General features: G+C 63.3%; 19 protein-coding genes. 2 read left to right on the top strand and 17 right to left on the bottom strand.

Features of this window, described 5'->3' with window-relative positions; translation table 11 throughout:
* Nucleotides 1–3: 3 nt before the first annotated feature.
* Nucleotides 4–327: an SMR family transporter gene (locus ABS642_RS07665; protein ID WP_350352853.1), complete on the bottom strand. Its 324-nt coding sequence runs from the start codon at nt 325–327 to the stop codon at nt 4–6.
* On the bottom strand, nt 324–692 hold the full coding sequence (locus tag ABS642_RS07660) for a multidrug efflux SMR transporter (RefSeq protein ID WP_350352852.1): 369 nt from the start codon (nt 690–692) through the stop codon (nt 324–326). The genes ABS642_RS07665 and ABS642_RS07660 overlap by 4 nt, the downstream gene beginning before the upstream one ends.
* Nucleotides 693–1,003: 311 nt before the next feature.
* On the opposite strand from ABS642_RS07660, the gene ABS642_RS07655 reads away from it, so the two are divergent.
* A complete protein-coding gene (locus ABS642_RS07655; protein WP_350352851.1) occupies nt 1,004–2,185 on the top strand; it encodes a DUF222 domain-containing protein in 1,182 nt (393 codons plus the stop codon).
* A gap of 101 nt (nt 2,186–2,286) precedes the next feature.
* On the opposite strand, the gene ABS642_RS07650 is transcribed toward ABS642_RS07655, so the two are convergent.
* Entirely contained in the window at nt 2,287–3,897 is a 1,611-nt protein-coding gene (locus ABS642_RS07650) for an AMP-binding protein (RefSeq protein WP_350352850.1), read from the bottom strand.
* An 80-nt stretch (nt 3,898–3,977) separates the two neighbouring features.
* Between ABS642_RS07650 and leuS the strand changes: the two genes are divergently transcribed.
* A complete protein-coding gene (gene leuS / locus ABS642_RS07645) occupies nt 3,978–6,464 on the top strand; it encodes a leucine--tRNA ligase (protein ID WP_350352849.1) in 2,487 nt (828 codons plus the stop codon).
* Here leuS and ABS642_RS07640 read toward each other — a convergent pair.
* From ABS642_RS07640 to ABS642_RS07575, 14 genes are all read right to left on the bottom strand, one after another.
* Nucleotides 6,445–7,071 carry a hypothetical protein gene (locus ABS642_RS07640; RefSeq protein WP_350352848.1) on the bottom strand — a complete coding sequence of 209 codons (627 nt, stop codon included), beginning with the start codon at nt 7,069–7,071 and terminating at the stop codon, nt 6,445–6,447. The two genes, leuS and ABS642_RS07640, sit on opposite strands and share 20 nt — an antisense overlap.
* A complete protein-coding gene (locus ABS642_RS07635; protein WP_350352847.1) occupies nt 7,068–7,928 on the bottom strand; it encodes a carbohydrate kinase family protein in 861 nt (286 codons plus the stop codon). The genes ABS642_RS07640 and ABS642_RS07635 overlap by 4 nt, the downstream gene beginning before the upstream one ends.
* Complete coding sequence (locus tag ABS642_RS07630; RefSeq protein WP_350352846.1) at nt 7,925–9,217, bottom strand: HAD family hydrolase; 1,293 nt, start codon at nt 9,215–9,217, stop codon at nt 7,925–7,927. Before ABS642_RS07630 ends, ABS642_RS07635 begins: the two co-directional genes overlap by 4 nt.
* Nucleotides 9,214–10,032 (bottom strand): hypothetical protein, encoded by an 819-nt coding sequence (locus tag ABS642_RS07625; protein WP_350352845.1) that lies wholly within the window; start codon nt 10,030–10,032, stop codon nt 9,214–9,216. The genes ABS642_RS07630 and ABS642_RS07625 overlap by 4 nt, the downstream gene beginning before the upstream one ends.
* A 7-nt stretch (nt 10,033–10,039) precedes the next feature.
* Nucleotides 10,040–10,951: a GGDEF domain-containing protein gene (locus tag ABS642_RS07620; RefSeq protein ID WP_350352844.1), complete on the bottom strand. Its 912-nt coding sequence runs from the start codon at nt 10,949–10,951 to the stop codon at nt 10,040–10,042.
* Complete coding sequence (locus ABS642_RS07615) at nt 10,941–11,525, bottom strand: hypothetical protein (protein WP_350352843.1); 585 nt, start codon at nt 11,523–11,525, stop codon at nt 10,941–10,943. Before ABS642_RS07615 ends, ABS642_RS07620 begins: the two co-directional genes overlap by 11 nt.
* Nucleotides 11,522–12,640 carry a Gfo/Idh/MocA family oxidoreductase gene (locus tag ABS642_RS07610; RefSeq protein WP_350352842.1) on the bottom strand — a complete coding sequence of 373 codons (1,119 nt, stop codon included), beginning with the start codon at nt 12,638–12,640 and terminating at the stop codon, nt 11,522–11,524. Before ABS642_RS07610 ends, ABS642_RS07615 begins: the two co-directional genes overlap by 4 nt.
* Nucleotides 12,567–13,220 carry a nucleoside monophosphate kinase gene (locus tag ABS642_RS07605; protein WP_350352841.1) on the bottom strand — a complete coding sequence of 218 codons (654 nt, stop codon included), beginning with the start codon at nt 13,218–13,220 and terminating at the stop codon, nt 12,567–12,569. The genes ABS642_RS07610 and ABS642_RS07605 overlap by 74 nt, the downstream gene beginning before the upstream one ends.
* A complete protein-coding gene (locus ABS642_RS07600) occupies nt 13,217–13,984 on the bottom strand; it encodes a CPBP family glutamic-type intramembrane protease (RefSeq protein WP_350352840.1) in 768 nt (255 codons plus the stop codon). Before ABS642_RS07600 ends, ABS642_RS07605 begins: the two co-directional genes overlap by 4 nt.
* The gene (locus ABS642_RS07595) at nt 13,977–14,261 is read right to left on the bottom strand and encodes a PqqD family protein (RefSeq protein WP_350352839.1); all 285 of its coding nucleotides are present in this window, start codon (nt 14,259–14,261) and stop codon (nt 13,977–13,979) included. Before ABS642_RS07595 ends, ABS642_RS07600 begins: the two co-directional genes overlap by 8 nt.
* 133 nt (nt 14,262–14,394) lie before the next feature.
* Entirely contained in the window at nt 14,395–15,237 is an 843-nt protein-coding gene (locus ABS642_RS07590; RefSeq protein WP_350352838.1) for a TIM barrel protein, read from the bottom strand.
* On the bottom strand, nt 15,234–16,052 hold the full coding sequence (locus tag ABS642_RS07585) for a PHP domain-containing protein (protein ID WP_350352837.1): 819 nt from the start codon (nt 16,050–16,052) through the stop codon (nt 15,234–15,236). The genes ABS642_RS07590 and ABS642_RS07585 overlap by 4 nt, the downstream gene beginning before the upstream one ends.
* Nucleotide 16,053: 1 nt before the next feature.
* Nucleotides 16,054–16,968, bottom strand: coding sequence for a Gfo/Idh/MocA family oxidoreductase (locus ABS642_RS07580; RefSeq protein WP_350352836.1), 915 nt, complete (start codon nt 16,966–16,968; stop codon nt 16,054–16,056).
* Nucleotides 16,969–17,027: 59 nt separating this feature from the next.
* The gene (locus ABS642_RS07575; RefSeq protein WP_350352835.1) at nt 17,028–18,173 is read right to left on the bottom strand and encodes a radical SAM protein; all 1,146 of its coding nucleotides are present in this window, start codon (nt 18,171–18,173) and stop codon (nt 17,028–17,030) included.
* Nucleotides 18,174–18,320: the final 147 nt, after the last annotated feature.

Genomic DNA, 18,320 nt, shown 5'->3' with positions numbered 1-18,320 from the left:
GCGTCAGTGCGCTCCGCCGAATTCGATGAGAGCCACTCCGACCGCGATCAGGGCGACGCCGATCGCCATCATGGCGGAGAAGTGGTCCTTGAAGATCACGCGACCGAGCACGGCGGTGAGGGCCACGCCGGCGGCGGCCCAGACGCCGTAGGCCACGCCGACCGGCATCCCCATCGCGAGGATCGCGCCGAGCAGGGTGAATGCGGCGAGGTAGCCCACGACGATCACGGGGATCCAGCCTTTGCGGCGAAGCCCCTCGGAAGCGCGCAGGCTCAACGTCGCGGTAACCTCGCTCGCGATCGCGAGGGCCAGCAGCAGCCAGGTCACGAGGTGGCCTCCGCCGGCTCGCGCTTGTGAGAGCCGAGCTCGACCAGCAGCACGCCCACCACGATCACGCCGACACCGATGATCTGCACGGGCCCGAGGAGCTCGCCGAACAGAACGGTCCCGAGCACGGCCGTGAGCACCACGCCGATCGCCGACCAGATGCCGTACGCGACACCCACCGGCATGCCGCGATCGAGGACGATCGACAGCAGCCAGAGAGAGCCGCTGTAGCCGATTGCCACGACGATGAGCCAGAGCGGATGCGTGAAGCCCTCGGCTGCACGCAGCGCGAGAGTCGCCGACACCTCGAGCGCGATGGCGACCAGCAGCGGGGGCCAGGCCGAACGGCGGGGCGGAGTGGTCATCGTGCGCCTTCCTCGGGGTGTCCGAAGGGGACAACGTGGGCGGGTCTCGCGGGATTCCCGCGAGCCGGGCGATGTCTGCTGCGGAAGGCGAGGGGCCTCGATTGCTGACGTCGGCTGCGGTTGGCCGTGCGGCTTCCGCTGTCACGCGTCTGTGAGCGACGTCGGCCGCGAACGGTCCGTCGCGAGGCTCTACTCGGAGGGATTGAGTCCGTGTTTGGGTTGACGATCCGTGCTTTCACGATATGCCGATAGGCCGGTATGGGATCGAACAAATCTTCGAACATCAGGTGGACGCGCGGTAAGCTGGGGGTATGTCGAAGCTCACTGGATTGCTGGAGGCGGTCACCCGTCTCGATGCAGTGTGGGCGGGGGCGGATGACGCGGCGGGGTTGTCGCGGGAGCAGTTGATCGCGGTGGAGACGGCGATCGGGGTGGTGCAGCGGACGGCGGATGCTGTGCACGCGGATGTGGCCGCGCGGATCTCTCATGAGTCACGGGCCGAGCTCGGATCGGGGAGTCTCGCGAAAGAACACGGGTTCCGGTCGGCGGCGAAGTTGATCGCCGCGACCACGGGCGTGTCGTCGGGGGATGCGTCCCGTCTGGTGAAAGTGGGAGAGGCGACCGCTCCCCGCACGGACCTACTCGGGGCCAGGTTGCCGGCCCGGTACGAGGTGCTGCGGGCGGCGTTGGCTGCCGGGGTGATCGGAGTACCGGCCGCAGCGATGATCGTCGCCCTGTTGAACCGGTGCCGGGTCGTCGCCGGGGTGGAGCGCATCGCCGAGGCGGAGGCACTGTTGGCGGAACGTGCGGTCGGGTTGGGGCTGGATGAGCTGCGGAGGCTGATCACCCGGGCGGAAGCCTGGTTGGACCCGGACGGGGTCGAGCCGAAGGAGGAGGAGAAGCGGGCGAAGAGGTCGCTGACGATCTTCGAACGCGACGGCATGGTGCACCTGAGTGCGGTTCTCGATGCGGAGACTGCGGCGCCGGTGGTGACCGCGATCCGCGGATACGTGTCCGCCGCGTTCGCCGCCCGCAAGGATGCCCCGGATGCGGGCGCGGATGCGGATCGCCGCACGGTGTCGATGATCCAGGCCGATGCTCTCGCGGTGTTCTGCGCGCACGTCCTCGGATGCGAGTCGCGGGTGCCGCTCGCCGGGGCAACCGTCGTTGTGCGGGTCACTCTCGACAACCTCCAGTCGGGGACCGGGTCGGCGACGATCGACGGACTCGACCAGCCCGTCAGCGCCGGGGCGGCGCGGCGGATGGCCGCCGGGGGCGGGGTGATCCCGTGGGTCATAGGCGGGCGCAGCGAGATTCTCGACTGGGGTCGGGAGAAACGCCTCTTCACCCGGGCGCAACGGCTGGCGCTGGTGGAACGGGATGGCGGGTGCGCGATGTGCGGACTCCCACCGGAGATGACGAAAGCACACCACATCCGGTGGTGGCAACGCGACCACGGACCCACCGACCTCACCAACGTCACAAGTCGCTAGGCGAACCTTTTATTGATTGCACTCTATTGCCCAGTTCAAGAGCCAGCGCTGGCGGCTCACGCTGGCGTACACCCGGTGACCACTCGTGAAGGCCGTTTGAACTATCGATCCGGGTCGCCTTGGGTTGCGCGCGACAACTCGAACCGACGGCGGCATTCGCCGCGTCGCAACTTCCCGCTTGTCGTCACAGGCAGAGTCCGCGGAGGTACAACGTCAATGACATGTACTCGAAGTCCGAACTGCTCTGCGAGCAGTGATCGGATCCGTCTACGCACTGTGTCCTCCGCCGGTGCCTCCAGCTCGGCGTCTGCCCGCCGCTCACATTGCACGACCAGTTTCGATCCTGTTACCTCCGCGAAAGCAACGAAGACGGCGGCACGCCCAGGCCTAAGCTGTGGGACGGCATCCGTGATCGCGCGCTCAATCTCTCCGCTGTAGAAGTTGACGCCAGCGATCTGGAAGCGCTCGCGAGCCCTGCCTAGGGGGAACAATTCACCTTTCAAGATGAAGCCAATGTCGCCGGTGTCGACGACTCCTCCGGCCACCTGGCGACCGGTGATCCGGATCTCGCCTATTTTTCCGGCTCGGAGCACGTGGCCCGAGCTGTCAACTATCTCCACCCTCGTCCCGCGCAGTGGTGCACCGCTGGAGACGAGCCTCACCTGTTCGACGCCGTCGCGGGCGGGGATCGCTCGATCGTGGCGCAGTTCCGCCGCCGAGAATGCCACCACGCGCGGCTCGTCCGCAACGGCCGTCGTTGTCGCGGTCAGGGTCGCCTCAGCGAGCCCGAACGAAGGAGCGAACGAGCTTGACCGGAACCCCACCGCGTGGAAACGCTCTGAGAAGCTCTCTAAGGTAGATGGCCGCACCATCTCGCCAGCGCTGCGCGCAACGGCGAGGGCCGACAGATCGAGCCCTTCGAGCGACTGCGTCTTGGCAGCGCACAGGGCAAAGCCAAAATCCGGGGCCGAAGTGTGGGTGGCGCGCCAACGGGTCAGCTCGCGTGGCCAGACCGTGGGGTCCCGAACGAACTCGAACGGGTCGAGAATCACAGACGTGTACCCGGACCACAGCGGGCGCAGCAGACTCGTTACCAGACCCATATCGTGAAACAGTGGTACCCAGTTGACGGACACGCTGCTCGAGGTTTCGTTGAACGCTTCTGCCGCCTGCGCAAGCTGCGCGAGCACGTTGTCCTGGCTTAGAACTATCGGGTGCGGCGCCCCGAGAGATCCCGACGAATACTGGTAATAGGCAACGTCCGAGACGGCGGGCCATGCGCCCGCGTATTTCTCGGCCGTCTTCTCTTCCAAGGCCGGAAAAGTGGCGAAGCGAATGCGCGCATGCCCGCTAAACACGGCGAAGACCGATGGATCGACTAGGGCCACCCCATCTACGCTGGCGTCAATGATCTGCTCTAGGCGGCGCCGATGGCCCGGGTGTACGGCGGCGTGGCTCGGCGCCGGCACGGGTACAGCTCCTGCTTTGGCGACGCCGAAGAACGCAGTCGCAAAATCAAGCGGACTCTGCAGGGCGATGGGCACAGTTGTACCGCGCAGATCGCCGAAGCTCGCCAGGCCTCGGGCCAACACATCCGAGCGCCAATCCAGGTCGGCAAAGCTTAGTCTGCGCTCGCGCCCACCCCGAAGCTCGACTAGCATCGCGGCGTTTGATCGTCGATCACGCACTAGCTCAACCAGATCGCTGATCATCCTAGATCCCTCGATCCGACGAGACGACAGAACATCCCGATGTAACGGGATACGTATCATACTATTGATATCGTTCCGAATTGGAACGCCTGATCAACCGCGATGGGAACTGGACTTTGGCCAAATACAGCTACCGCGATTTCGAGGAGAAGTGGGCAGAAGCCTGGCGCTCTGGAAACGCAGGAGGCGTCGAATCCCATCCCGACGGTGAATCACGCTACGTACTGGACATGTTCCCGTATCCGTCTGGCGAGACCCACATGGGCCACGTTCGGAATTACACGATCGGTGACACCCTGGCGCGCTATCACCGCGCCCGAGGACGTCAAGTGTTGCATCCGATCGGATACGACGCGTTCGGGCTCCCCGCGGAGAACGCTGCGATGCGCAGCGGCATTAGCCCTGCCGATTGGACTCGCGCTAACATCGAACGCTTCAACGCTACCTATACCCGCTTGGGGTACAGCTACGACTGGGACCGGGTCATCGTCACGGCGGACCCTTCTTACTACCGCTGGACGCAATGGATCTTCCTCCGGATGTTTGAGCGCGACGTCGCGTACAAGAAAGAGGCTCGTGTCAACTGGTGTCCCGTCGACAAGACTGTGCTCGCCAACGAGCAGGTGGTCGACGGCGTTTGCTGGCGTTGCGGCGCAGTCCCGGAGCAACGTCAGCTGAACCAATGGTTCGTCAAGACGACGAGCTACGCCCAAGAGCTACTTGAAGGCTTGGACGATCTCGACGCCTGGCCGGAGGCGCTCAAAGCACAGCAGAGGAACTGGATCGGACGCTCTGAAGGACTCTCTTTGGAACTCGCCCTCGATGCCGGTCCGGTGGAGAGCGTCTCTGTCTACTCGACACGTCCAGATACCTTGCACGGCGCAACCTTCGTCGCGCTCGCCGTTGAGCACCCGGCTGCTGAGAACCTTGCGGCCCACGCGGGGCGGCTCGAGGAGTATCGCGCGCTTCGTAAGAGCAGCGCCGCGATGTCGGATATCGAACGAACGAACGCAACGCGAGTCCCATCCGGCCTCCAACTCGATGTCTATGCCACGAACCCGGCAACGGGCGAGCGGCTGCCTGTGTTCGTCGCCGACTACGTCATCGCCGCATACGGAACAGGAAGCGTCATCGGAGTTCCAGCGCATGACGAACGCGACTTCAAGTTCGCGCGCTTGTTCGGCCTGGCCATCCGACGCGTCGTCGCTCCAGTCGCGGGAGATGCTGATCTGCCGTTCGAGGCGCCCGGCATTGCCATAGGCAGTGGCGACCTTGACGGTATGTCCACAGCGGAGGCAAAACGCGTCGTGACCGCGCGGGCGCAGGTGGAGGGCTGGGGGCGGGGCACCGTTGAGTTCCGGTTGCGGGACTGGCTCCTTTCGCGACAGCGTTACTGGGGATGTCCGATCCCTATCGTCACCTGTACCAAATGCGGCCTCGTTCCAGTGCCGGACGAGCAACTGCCAGTGCTGCTGCCTCCGCGTCCGGACTATGACATCACGGGAGACGCGATGTCCCCTTTGGCAAATCTCCCCGAATGGGTGAATGTCGACTGCCCATCGTGCGGCGGCCCCGCAGAGCGCGAGACGGACACGATGGATACCTTTATCGACTCATCGTGGTATTTTCTTCGATTCCCGAGTGCAACGGAGTTGTCCGGCCCAGTCGACTCCGATGCGACCAACCGCTGGATGCCTGTCGATCTATACACCGGCGGCATCGAGCACGCAGTCGGGCACCTGATCTACTCCCGATTCATGACGCGCTTCCTCCGAGACGTGGGTCTGCTCGATTTCGATGAGCCGTTTGTGAAGGTCCTCAATCAGGGCACAATCACCCTCGATGGTCGGGCAATGTCCAAGTCCAGCGGACACAACGTCGATCCGACCAAGATTCTCGAGGTGTACGGCGCCGACGCCATCCGAGTCTTCATCCTCTTCATCGGCCCGCCGGACCAAGATTACGACTGGCCGGCCGACCAGGTTGCCGCCGTCGTCGGCGCTCATCGATTCCTCGACCGACTCTGGCAATTGGGCATGGCGATCCGTGAGGGCGTGCGGGCAGAGTCCGCGTCCGAGGTGACGCTGAGCAGGAAGTTCGACAAGATTCTTGCCGAAGTGATCCGTGACTACGAGGCGCTGAAGTTCAACACTGTGGTGAGCAGCCTCATGAGCCTACTTAAGGAGCTGCGGCGCTGGTACGCTGATCACGGAGTCACCGCGGCGCTAATCGATGGGTACTCGCGACTCCTAGCGGCTCTCGCACCGATCGCCCCGTTCATCACCCACGAGCTTGCTGAGCGTTTGAACCTGCCGCCCGACACCCTCGATCACATTGCCGACGTTCACACGACCGAGCACCAGCCTGAGAACCTGACGATCGTCGTGCAGGTGGATGGACGGCTGGCCGATCTGCTCGATGTGCCGTGGGGGACCTCGGAAGCGGAGATCCGCGAGCAAGCACTGGCCTCCGAGAAGACGATCCGCTCGCTTCGAGGCCGGACGGTCGATGATATCGTTTGGGTGCCGGGGCGCCTGGTGAACTTGGTCACGGCCGCAGTTCCCTAACGAGTTCGTTGACTACGTCATCCAGTCCCTGCCCTGTCAGGAGTCGCTCCTCGATCGTCCATGAGGTCGACCGGGTGATGACGAGACCATCCGCTCGAAGCAGACCAACCATGGATTCTGCCGCTGTGATCCCCAGGAACCGGACTGGCTTGCCTGCTGGGATTGTGATTGCTGTGCGCCAGGTGTCGAACAGGTGTGAATCTGCGGTCTCCACACCGCGAAAACTCAGCACGCCCTCGGTCGCCTCGGCGGCCCCAGCGCACACGCGATAGCAAAGGTCGTATCTGGCCTTCGCGCGGCGATGGAAGCACCCAAGGTGCGGCGTGCTGGCGTACGACGGCACCCCCAAGCGAAGGAACGCGCGGCGTCGGAACTCCGGCCAGTCCTCGAGAGCCATCTCGGGATCCCCGATGATCCCGTCGTCGATGACCCCGAGGGAACGGTCGCCGATCAGGCAGTGGGGAGTACTAATGCTGGGTGTGGGCTCGACCCGACTAGGGGCGGACACCTCGACGCCGTACGCGTGGTAGCACACATCATGAATATCTGCGGCCAGGCGCCACCGCACCGTGTTGGCACGGAATCCGGGTTCCTGGAACGCGCTCACCACGCACCGTCCCTACTCGCGAGTAGCTGTGCGACCAACTCCTTGTCCGCAAGTCTGGCAAATCGACTCACCTTAGCAGCTGCGGTTGCTTGACCGAAGAGGACGGCGTCCGTTAGACCCCACCCCCGGTCGAGGCCGACCAGCAGCCCTGCGACAAAGCAGTCGCCCGCGCAGAGCGCGTCGCGTTCCTCTACTTCGATCGCGGGGAACTCCTGGACGTGTCCGGGTTGCACGACGACGAGTCCTGCGCGTCCAAGTGTGACAATCACTGCCTCAGCGCCACGCGCGAGGAGTATCTCAACGGCCTGCCGCTTCGGAGCTCGACGGTCGCCACCACTGACGATGCCAATGCCGACCGCTCCACCGATCTTCGTAAGGTGCTCCGCGAAGGCGTCCTCTTGATCGAGAAGTGGCTGGAAACCTACATCGATGATGAGCCGAAGCCCCGCCTCGGCACAGCGTTCGAGGAATGGAGTCATGGGAGGGAAGCCCGTGGCATAGCACAAAGGAGAAACGGGGAGGTCGTCGAAGGACGGCGCCACGACTCCCTCCAGCTCTACCCCGAGTCGGATCGTTTCAGAGCCGACCTCGGCAAGTACAGTGGCCGTCTTGCCCTCTCGAGTAATCGATCCCGATGTGACCCCGAGTAATGCTAGCTCGCGAGCGATCCGGTTCCCAGCGTCGTCGGCACCGAGAGTGCCCGAGAACGTGACCTCCGCGCCGAGCAGCGCGGCCTGCATGGCGACGGTTGCGGCCGGACCTCCGGCCCGCTGCGTGAGCCTGAGCGACGAGAGCTCTTCCCCCGGCAGTCGATCAACAATGATGTGCCAGGCGGCGTCGCCAAATACCTCGATCACAACAGCACTCGCATGACGTCGTCAAGATATCCGGCGGGACTATGCCGCCCGACAAGCACTCCGCACATTCCAGCGTCGTGCGCTGCGGCCACGTCGTTCAACAGATCGTCTCCGAGGTGGGCGATCTGACCGGGTTCCAGTCGGAGGGCCTCAGCCAGAAGAAGGTACGGCTCCCGCGAAGGCTTCGAGGCTCCCACTGCGCTTGAGCACACGATCTGCTCGAATACGTCCACGAAGCCATGGCACCGCAAGGTCTCCTCGAGCTCTGGCGACCAGTTCGAAACCACGCCAAGTCGGCACGGCCCGCCGTTCGCCAGCAGCCATGCTCCAGCCACTTCCGAGATCCGCCAGTTCTTCGAACTAATGTGGCGACGCATCGCCTCCCGCGCAATGTAGTCTGCGCTCTCGACTCCCCAACTGATCAGCGCCGTCTGGTAGAGGGAGAGGAGTTCGCTCTCGATCGCTTCTGCATCCCCCCAGACGCTGCTCGCGACGGTCCAGTGGGCTGAATCTACTGCGCCGGCGATCTGCCCAGAGTCCCCCACCACGCGGCGGAGGGTCCGCTCGGGCGTCTCGATCTCCTCAAGGAGCGTGCCACCAACGTCAAAAGAGATAGCCTGCACGGGACCGGCGCCGGCCACCGGCCGCCGCGCGCTGCCGCCGAGCAAAGGAATCAATCCGCTGAGGTCGTCCAGCGTCGGCACCAGGATGTCGACCCCATCAGCCTTTCTGCCGGCCCAGGTGCTCGCGTGCACGCCGATCGCACGCATCCCGGCGCGACGCGCGACGCGCCAATCGTCCGGAAGGTCCGAGACCATCCAAGTTTCCCCGGACTCCTGCCTCAGTACCCGACGCAGCTCGTCGAAGGTGGCCGGATCTGACTTGTTCGTCGCGCGATCGTCCGCACATGAGACCGCATCGAAGTCTGCGTCGTCGAGGCCGAGTGCCGCCAGCTTGCGTCTCGTCTTCTCGCGGGTCCCGTTGGTGAGAATCGCGACCAGTACCGATTCTGCTCTCGCACGCGAGAGCAGGCTGACGACGTCCCCCAACGGGACAGGAGGATATTGATCTCCGAGCGAGTCATAGCGCCGCCGGTACTGCGCCGAATCAACCCCGGGATGCCAAGATTGAACGCATTCATCGAAGCCTCTCGTGCCGTAGAGCGCCGCGAAGTCGCCGCGACTGGGCGGCACTAATCCAAGTTCCCGCGCCGCCTGTTGGCACTTCTCCCAGCCAGTGCGCGCCGTGTCGACGATCGTGTCGTCGACATCGAGGAGAAGCGCAGTCACGACCCGAGCGCGATCGGGAGGAGGAGTGAGTTACACCATGCGAGCCGCCGTCGTATCTCCGCCACCATTGTCGATTCGTCGCCGACGATGCCATCGAGGTTGAAGGCGAGGAAGCTGCCATAAACGTCCCCTTCCGTACCGTCCAAGTTGCGTAGCTCCCGGAGTCGCCATTTGCCTTTCGTCACCCGGTGCCCTCGGGAGTGAAGAAAGCAATCCACCGCCGCGTTGACGGCGGTGAGGCTACGCACCGCCGCCAACGTGATGTCCCCAGACGCCAGGGGTCCCTCGGTCTCACCACTCGCCTGATCAAAGGCGGCAAGCAGCGCCTGCATTCGCATGACTTGCGAGGCGTCGGACTGCGCACGTCGCCGGTCCTCCGCGTAACGTGATGAGTTGATGAGCGCGGCGGAAACCTCAAGTTCCTCACGGAACTCCCAAATCTCTGCCGAGAATATTGGAAGGGCCGAGTCCGACGACCAGGGCGCCGTCAGGCGATCGAGGAATGACGCGATGACGTCGGAGGGCCAGTAGATGACATGGATAGGCCGCCCGGATAGCGTCGTCATGCGTGTCGTCCCGCACCATGCCAGGTCCGCGCGGGAAAAGGATCGGTCGATGGCGGGATGCTGATCGCTCGGACAGCACACGGCCCGCACGTCCAGATCCGAGGTCGGGCCGGCCCGCCCCTCGAGCACCGAACCCGTCACAAAAGCGTAGTCAACCGGGAACTCGTCCGCGACGAACTCAGCAATCTCTTGTGCTGATAGACCGTATTTGCCCAGGCTACTAGGAAGGTCGAGCTTCTGACTCTCCATCGTGTCGTTAATCCTTTCGTGCCGCGCGGATCGCAGCGTCGTTGAGGAGGTTTCGTCGATGCACGGAACGTTGCCTGGCGATCTTGTCTAGCTCGCGGAGCATGCTGGAGTCGACCCAGAGCAGGACCCGACGATGCGTGAATCGATTAGGAGGTCCAGGCCGATCCTCGACACGGAGCGCCGTTATCTCCTCGATAAGGTCCCACAGATCTGGTGCAAGCGCCCGTTCGGCCATGGTCGCCGGGCGCGGCGGCCATGTCGCCCATTGACTACGGTGTCCCTGCGTCCAGTACCAAACTGGTCCCCAGGCCGTCACCGTCTCGATGAGGCTCTGACCAACTGCACGAACCGCGGCGGCGCGAGATCGACCGGACCTGAGGTCCGAAACCAACACGGGACGCGAAAGACCCGGAAGCGAGGAAACCGCATTCTTACGCCGTTTTGCCCTCCCCAGCGCGGAGTTCGCGGCCGCGATCAGACGTAGACCGTCAGTTGGCACACGGCGCTGCGCAACACCGATGCTGACCGTGTAGCGACGGGGGCCTGTGCCTGCGACGTCGATAGCGGTTGAGGCCACTTGCGCGCGCAAGCGCTCGGCTAGCCTTCGAACCGACCTTGGCTCCATGCCAATCGCCACGATCCGCAACTCATCTCGAGTGCCGCTATCGATCAGCACGCCACGCCCGTCGAGTGTGTCGAGGACGACACGCCGAACGGCCTGGACAAGCTCGATCTTGGCTTCGATACCCAGGCTTCGAGCATGACCAGAACCATCAATATCGACGGCAATTACCGCTACAGGTGTGCCCGGCTCTGCAGTCCTAACGCTCCTGGCGATCAGTTCCGTTCCCTTCGCGACACGTCGATGATCCGAGATCACGCGTTGCATGTTGTGTTCTGGTTGCTCGTCAATAATCACGACGCGCTCCGATCCCGCGCACAAGCCCCCGCGCGACAATGAAGCACAACGCAGACAATGGACACGATAGGTTGCCCGCGACCGAGTCGACCCCCTGTTTCGTGAAAGGCGCGATGAGGCAAGAGCGGTCGTGCTCGTGGCTTTCCAGCCCTGGAACAGTCTCGAGGAGGTCAACGGTGAGGACGTGAATCCGGCGGCGGAGCTCCGTGGGCCGGTGACCCGCGCGCTCGACCTTCGTGTAGGGAAAGGTCGGCATCGGCACAGCAGTCGGCCACACGTAGCGATCCCACTGCTCAGAGCCGTCGGGGTAGTACTCGAAGGTGATCAGTGACGGGATGTCATCGGAATGCGCCGCAAGTACAACCGCGTAGTCCTCGGGCAGCGATGCTAGCAGACGCTCGCGGCCGGCGGAACCGAGACTGATATACACCCCGGCTGCTACAGATGCTAGGAGATCTCCCGGATCCTGCCGCCGACGCACGAACCACGCATAGGAAGGACGTGGCGTATCGGCAAGGGCAAATCGGTTCCGCGTGACTCGGAACGCAGCACAGACTCCTGCCAGGGCGGTCATCGGGTTGCCGTCACGAGGTCGCGTACAAGTTTGAGGTCGGCGATCGCATCCTCAATGCCAGTCGGAGCCGCTGAGCCCTCAACGATGCAATCAGCGAAGGCCTCGATCTCTCGCACGAACGGTGACACCGACCACACAGTCTTGACCACCGTGTCGCGGTTGGTGCTTGCGGTCTCTACGCGCAGTTCACTGCCGCATTCTGGCGAGAATGGCGATGTGAATGTCAAGCTCAGCAGGCGGCTAGACTCCACGACCTCCAGGCGTTCGTCCCAACTACGAACCGAGTCGAAATCGGGCAAGTACTCCCACGAGACCGGGACGCCGTCGAAATCCAGTAGGGCGTGACAGCCGACTTTGCCGATGCGACGAGCTACGACGGCGGTTGGCGGACCGAACATTGCGCGGAGCGCATTAAGCCCATGAATGCCGAGCTGGAGCAGTGAGCAGAAGAGCTCAATCTCACAGTTGTCAGCATCGGGAAGCGTCACGGTGGCCGATTCGCGGAGAGTAATTCCTTCGGGAGCCTTCGTCGACGGTTTGACGAGGGATAACGACGGAGAAAGTCGATGTCGACCACCCGCGAACTGGGAAGCCCTGACCATTCGCACGGCCCCGCGGTCGATGCTTTCGGTGAGCACTTGGAACGCTGAGTCGTGCCGCCGCGTGTAGCCAACGAACAGCACCCTGCCTGGCGCGGCGGCTGCGGCCGCGCTGACCGCGCGAGCCTCCTCTAGGCTCCAGAGCAATGGCTTCTCTACGAAGACGTGCAAACCACGCTCGAGCGCAGCGACGACGACCGGCGCATGATGATGATTTGTGATCACGACAGCATCGAGGTCTCGGTCGAGGAGGTCACGGGCGTCCGTTGCGACGCCTTCCGCGGGGATGCCCCACGCGGCGCCAAGATGCTGCGCCACGTTGGAGTCTAGGTCGCAGACGGCGTCAAGTACGAAGCGGGGCGAGCGCAAGATGTTCGGGCCGTGATGTATTTGAGTGATGCGCCCCAGGCCGATGATTCCGACACGGATCGGCCCCCGCCGTTCAGGTCTCAAGGAACACCATCGCAGATTCGAGGATCCGCTCAACAGTATCGAGCCCGTCGATGCGGACGACACGGTCGCCGTAGTAGCCAAACAACTCAGCGTACTGTCGGTGGAATAGGTCCAGTCGGTGAGCGAGATACAGGGGGTCGTCGCCGTCGCGCGCTGTTAGCGGCTCGCCGCACCGGGCACATCGACCGGGATCATCTGCCATCCCGACCGCCTGATGAGCGCCGCCATCACAGGAGTAGCAGACGATTCGCCCTGCTGCTCGCGCCATGCAAACCGGGTCGGGTGTGTCGACCCAGAACACAGCCTGGAGGGGAGTACCCCGCGCGTCGAGCAAATCATCGAGCAGGGCAGCCTGGCCGCGGTTGCCCGGCATTCCTTCAAAGACGACCTCGTTTCTCAGACGCTGGTCGTCAAACTCCTGTGCCACGGCCTCGACGACGATCTCGTCCGGGATCCAGCCACCCGCATCGACGTATGGGCGGGCACGGTCGCCGAGCGCAGTACCGCGCTCGATCTGTTCGTGGAAGTGGCGGCGGACCCCGAACAGTTCGACGCTCGGCCGCCGCGTCTTGATTCCGTCGGCGAGGGTACTCTTGCCCGACGCGGGAGCCCCGATAACGGTAACAATCAATGTTTCGTTCATGCAGTAACTTCCGGGACGTACGGAACCCGCCGATGCACGAGCAGGTTCCGGATGGGCAGGATAAATTGGCTCGAGTTGTAAATGGCGTGCGCGAGTATCGCTCCCCAGATGGACCCCGTAGCCAGATAGATCAGGGCCGTCGCCGCGGCCAGGCACGCCTCTGCGATGAGGCGCTTAACGCGCGAGTTGGGTCCCCATGACCCCGACCAATCGCCGTACACGAACGATGCGATCGCGATGAGAACGGCGGGTACCGTGCCGACAATGGGGAGCAGCGCGGCGAGGAGCAGCCGACGATAGAAGAGCTCCTCTAAAGGAATGACCACGGCGACGTAGGCGACGCGGCTCAGAGCTCCGGCCAGCGACATCCGTGGTTGCATGGCAATGATCTCTCGGTCGAGCAGGACGCGGAGGTCGAAGATGTGGAAGCCCAAGAGCAGCACCCCAGCGACCACACCGAAGGTGAGCGACAGGAGGATGCTGTCGATCGGCGCGGGCGGGTCGTCGACGCCAATACTGACAATTGGGATGAAAAAGAGAACTACTGTGCCTACGCGGAGAATCTCACGCCCTCGCCGGAGCCGGGCGTAGAAGACTGGACGCAGCTGCATGAGTAAGGTTAGAACAAGCAGCCAGGTGACAACCCCGGCAGCCCGATCCTGGTTCGCGACAACAAGCACGGCAATCGCGGCCGCGAGCACGACCGATGTGGCGACGCAGATGACCACGCGCCGACGTGAATGCCACCAGACGACGTCAGCCATCACTGTCGGCCATCGTGACGAAGCGGATTTCGACAAGGGCTTTGACGAATGCGATGGCGTCCGCAAGCGTTTCCTCGGGGGAGACGTCGTACTCATGGGCCACCGCCTCGGCGACTTCCCCGACTGTCAGTGTCCCGTCCAAGAGGGACCACATGGCGAGACCTACGTCGTTGGTTTCCATCGTGACGTGGACGCGTAGCAGGAGCTGTCGGCCTGCGAGGGTGCGCGCGCGGACATCGAATTGACGCGTGGGAATAGAGTTCTGAGTGATCGGCATGTTTGCCCTCTTCTCGATGGGTGTCGGCCCGCTCCGGGCAGAGCGGGCCGACTGGGTTGTCAGCCCAGGAGGGCCGCCGCGGCGGGGAGCTCGATGCGACGGAGCATCGGGCGTGTGTACTTCTTGAGTTTCGTCATTTGTATTCACCTCCAACCTTTTCGAGAGTGGTCTCGATGGCGGACCAGAGCTTGCGAGCGGATCGAGCCGCGAGCAGGGGTCGTCTTAATAGGTCCCCCCGCGTCGCACGCGTCCGGAATACCTCCACCTCCCAAACAGCATCGGTATCGATTGCAAGGCTCGCGCACGCATCGACGAGACCGGGGAGCCCTTCCCCGGGCATCACCCGTTCCTCACTGAGCGGGATGGCCCGCTCTGCACCGCTGAGATGCACGACATCGAGGTGAGGCCTCACGTCGATGAGTTCCCGCTCCAGCGCCACCTCCGACCAGATCACGTGCCAGGTGTCGACAACAACTCCGATTGCCGGATGAGAGCGGGCTATCGCTATCGCGTCATGGACGGAAGTGAGCGGCGTCAACGCCACGTACATTGGATGCAGAGGCTCGACGGCGATCCTCGCACCAATCGTGACCGCGCGCTCCGCGATATGCATGAGCGCCTCGGTCTCCTGTGCCAGCGCGTCGCTTCGCGTCCGATCGTCGCCGAGTCCACCAAGCACAATCACGAGAGGGACATTGAGTTCAGCGGCAAACTCGACGGCTTCCAGGACTTGGTTGCGACGGAACACCCCGAACTCGAGGTCGACCCCGGAGACACCGAACTCGACGCCAAGGCTGGTTGGGTGCAGCCCAGCGTTCCGCAACAATGCGTGAGCCTTGGTTGGCCCTAACTCGCGAACACATTCAATCAGGAGCCCGAGGCCTTGGAAACCAGCGTCCGCGCACAACTCTGTCAACTCCCCCAGCACCAACCCACGGCAGGAAAACTGATTGAAGGCAAGAGCGCGATTGGTCATCGGCCCGCTCCCGAGTACTCAAGGACGGCTACTTCGAGACGGAGGAAAGTCGCTTCGAGAGTGGGATCGGAGCCGAGCGCAGTCTTCCCATTGCCGTGGTAATCCGAGCCCCCGATCGTGGCAAGACCGAGTTCGGCGATCGCCCGAAGAAGGTGGGCATCGTCGTCCCAGTTCCGCGAATGGTAGGAGCGCACCGCGCTTCCCCAAAGCCCCCGCTCGGCCATAAGGCGCAAATCGGTGAGAACCGCCGATCGCCCGCTCGGCTCGCGAATTTGCCAGAATGGATGAGCTAGGCAGACGATCGCTCCGCCTTCCACCAGAGCGTCGAGAACATCCAACGTGGGTGCGTACGAATACCCGCATCGAGCCTCCGCCTCGGCCCACGCATGTATGACATCGTCTCGCACATCGTCTACCGGTCGACTCAGCGCCTCGGCGAGAAGACGAGTGAGAGACGTTCGCGACGGGTAGTCCTCGGCGGCGCGCACCACGCCTACCCGTTCGGCGACTGCATCGGCCAGGGCAGTTCTCCCCGCCAAAGTCTCCCGTAGAACCGCATTCAATTGGTCGCCCAGGAGCGCTGGTCCGAACGCAAGCAAGTGATGACGACGACCGCCGTGCATGGTACTCACCTCGGCGCCTGGGAAGGGCAGGAGCGGATCGACGCCCAGACCGGTGGGCACCGTTACGCGTCCATGATCCGTGATGACGAGTCGGGACAGCCCTTGCCTTCTTGCCCGTTCAACCAGCTCATCAGGCGTTTCGCGCCCATCCGACAGCGTGCTGTGCACGTGCAGATCGTTGACCGAAGACATGTCAGCTCCGGACGGTTGAGGCCAGCAGGGGGATCAGTCCCCGCAGATTCTCGGTGCCACTTAGGGATTGAGCGTTGCCCGTGACAACGGCGTGCAGCACTCGTTCGTTGAGCACATCGAGGCCGACCGGTACCTCGGACGGCGGAAGGACCTCCTGTGGTGGGCTTCCATCTCTGCACACCAGCACACCCCCATCGGCGACGACGATCGTACCGGTGGAGCCAGTGACAGTCCATCCAGAGTCAAAGCGCACAGATTCTCGGCCGTTCGGGGCGAACGAGGCGAAATAGGTCACGGGCACGTCCCGGCGTGTGGTGATCAGCCCAGCGGCCGATGAGTTGCCGCGGAACGGACTAGACGATGGATTCCAGGTCCAAAGCCGCATGTCAGCGAGTTCGTCATCGAGAACCCAGCGGATGAGGTCGACGTGATGAATCCCCGCTTCGGTAAGCAGCGGCTCCGGGAGATCCGCACGCCATGCGTGCCCAGCGGGCCAGCCGCGGCCATCCAACGTCATCTCGATCGCTACATGTTCGATAGCGCCAATCTCGCCGACCGCAAGCATCCTGCGCACCTCAAGGAAACATGGGAAATACCTCATTTGCTGCGCCACCCACAGGGACCGGCAGCCCGCATCAGCGCGAGACACGATCTCTGCAGCCTGATCTGCATCCAAGGCGAGCGGCTTGGATACGATCAGATCGGCCCCGATCTCGAAGGCCTGAATCGCGTGTTCCAGGTGCAGCCAAGGCGGCGACGAGTCAATGACAAGGTCCGGGCGGAGCTCACGCCATCGGTCATCATCTGCCTCGAACATCACTTCTGGACTGAGTCCGTATACATCGGCTGCTCGGCGCAGCGCCTCAAGATCTATGTCGACCAGCCCTACGACTTTGAGTTCGTTCGCGAAGCGCAACAGCCCTCGCTGCCAGCACTCGCCGAAGCCACCGACCCCGACCAGGACTACGCGCCGTCTCACCTGCGTGCTCCGCCGAATTCGCGCTGCCTGGCCCGTTCCGCGGAGGCCAAGTCGTCATCAAAGAGCACTGCGAGGGGGTCAATCCAACTCGTGTACGCGACGCCTGTCGGCATGACGTTGATCCTACGCACCTTGGCGTCCGGGTCTACTTCCTCCGACGACTCGTCGACGTCGAAACTGATGTCGCCCCACACGTACGAATCGACATTGGAATCTGACTTCCGCTGCCGGAACGTGCGCTCAAATCCAGGGAGACGGTCCAAAGCCGACGAAATATCATCTATCGCAAGATAGTTCTCCGCGTTGAATTCGGAGTACTCTGTCACTTTCCTGAAGTCTTCGGGGATACTACTGCAGGTGCGGAAGATAAACTTCCGGTACCCGATCTGCCGCCCCCAACGCATGTACTCGAGCATGTCTTCGACTGTCGCTACGCCACTGTGAGTCATTACGCAGCTGAGACGGGGGGTGAACCGATCGGAGGCCAACGACGCAATCCGGCTCAACACGTCAGTAGGGGTGAACTGCCATCCCTTCTTGAATCTCATTACAGCGGCGTTAGCATCCTGGTCAAAGTGCGCGACGCTGACCGAAACGCCGGTGAGACCCGCCTCGCTGAGCGCCGGGAGCAACTCAACTTCCTGCCCATCGACGATCACGGGAGAAAAAGCGTTGCTCCCGTTGGTGTGAAGGCGGATTCGGCGAAATCCCGGCCCGAATGATCTGACGAGGTCAAATAGCTTTTGCGGCTGCAGCGTCGGCTCTCCCCCGGTGATGGCAAGTTTGCGGACGCCTGCGAGCAACGCAAAATCGCGGACACGCTCGAGGCTGTCGCCATGCGTGAGGTAAGGGCCGGACGGTGTGAAGGTGATCTCGTTTGAGCAGAACCGGCACGCCGCGTTGCAGGCAGCCACAACGACGAGCGTCAGGATCGCGCGCCGGCTGAACACATATTCTCGACCGCCGTAGCGGATGACCGAGGCGTTTTGATACGCGACGCCGTCGACCTCCTCGAACGCCGCACCGATCGTACGTATAACCTGCGCATCGGGCGGCCGCACGTAGTCCTGCCACCGGCCCTGATGCGTCGCCGGTGCCAGCGTCAGCGTCAGCGGTTGGGCATCATCCCGGGCCGCAGTCATCGGCCAGGGCTCACGTCGAGTGCCGAAAGTTCCGGCGTTTGCCGGCGCTTGTGCGAGCATTCGTATGCCATTTGGGGAACCGGTCCCTTCTCCTTGCACACGGTTCGTTCCGTGTGATGGTCGAGTAAACATTACGATTCGCCAAAG

The organism is Microbacterium sp. A8/3-1, assembly GCF_040267695.1.
Classification (GTDB): domain Bacteria; phylum Actinomycetota; class Actinomycetes; order Actinomycetales; family Microbacteriaceae; genus Microbacterium; species Microbacterium luteolum.
The sequence above is the reverse complement of the archived record's forward strand: the minus strand, read 5'-3'. Positions and strand labels throughout refer to the sequence as shown.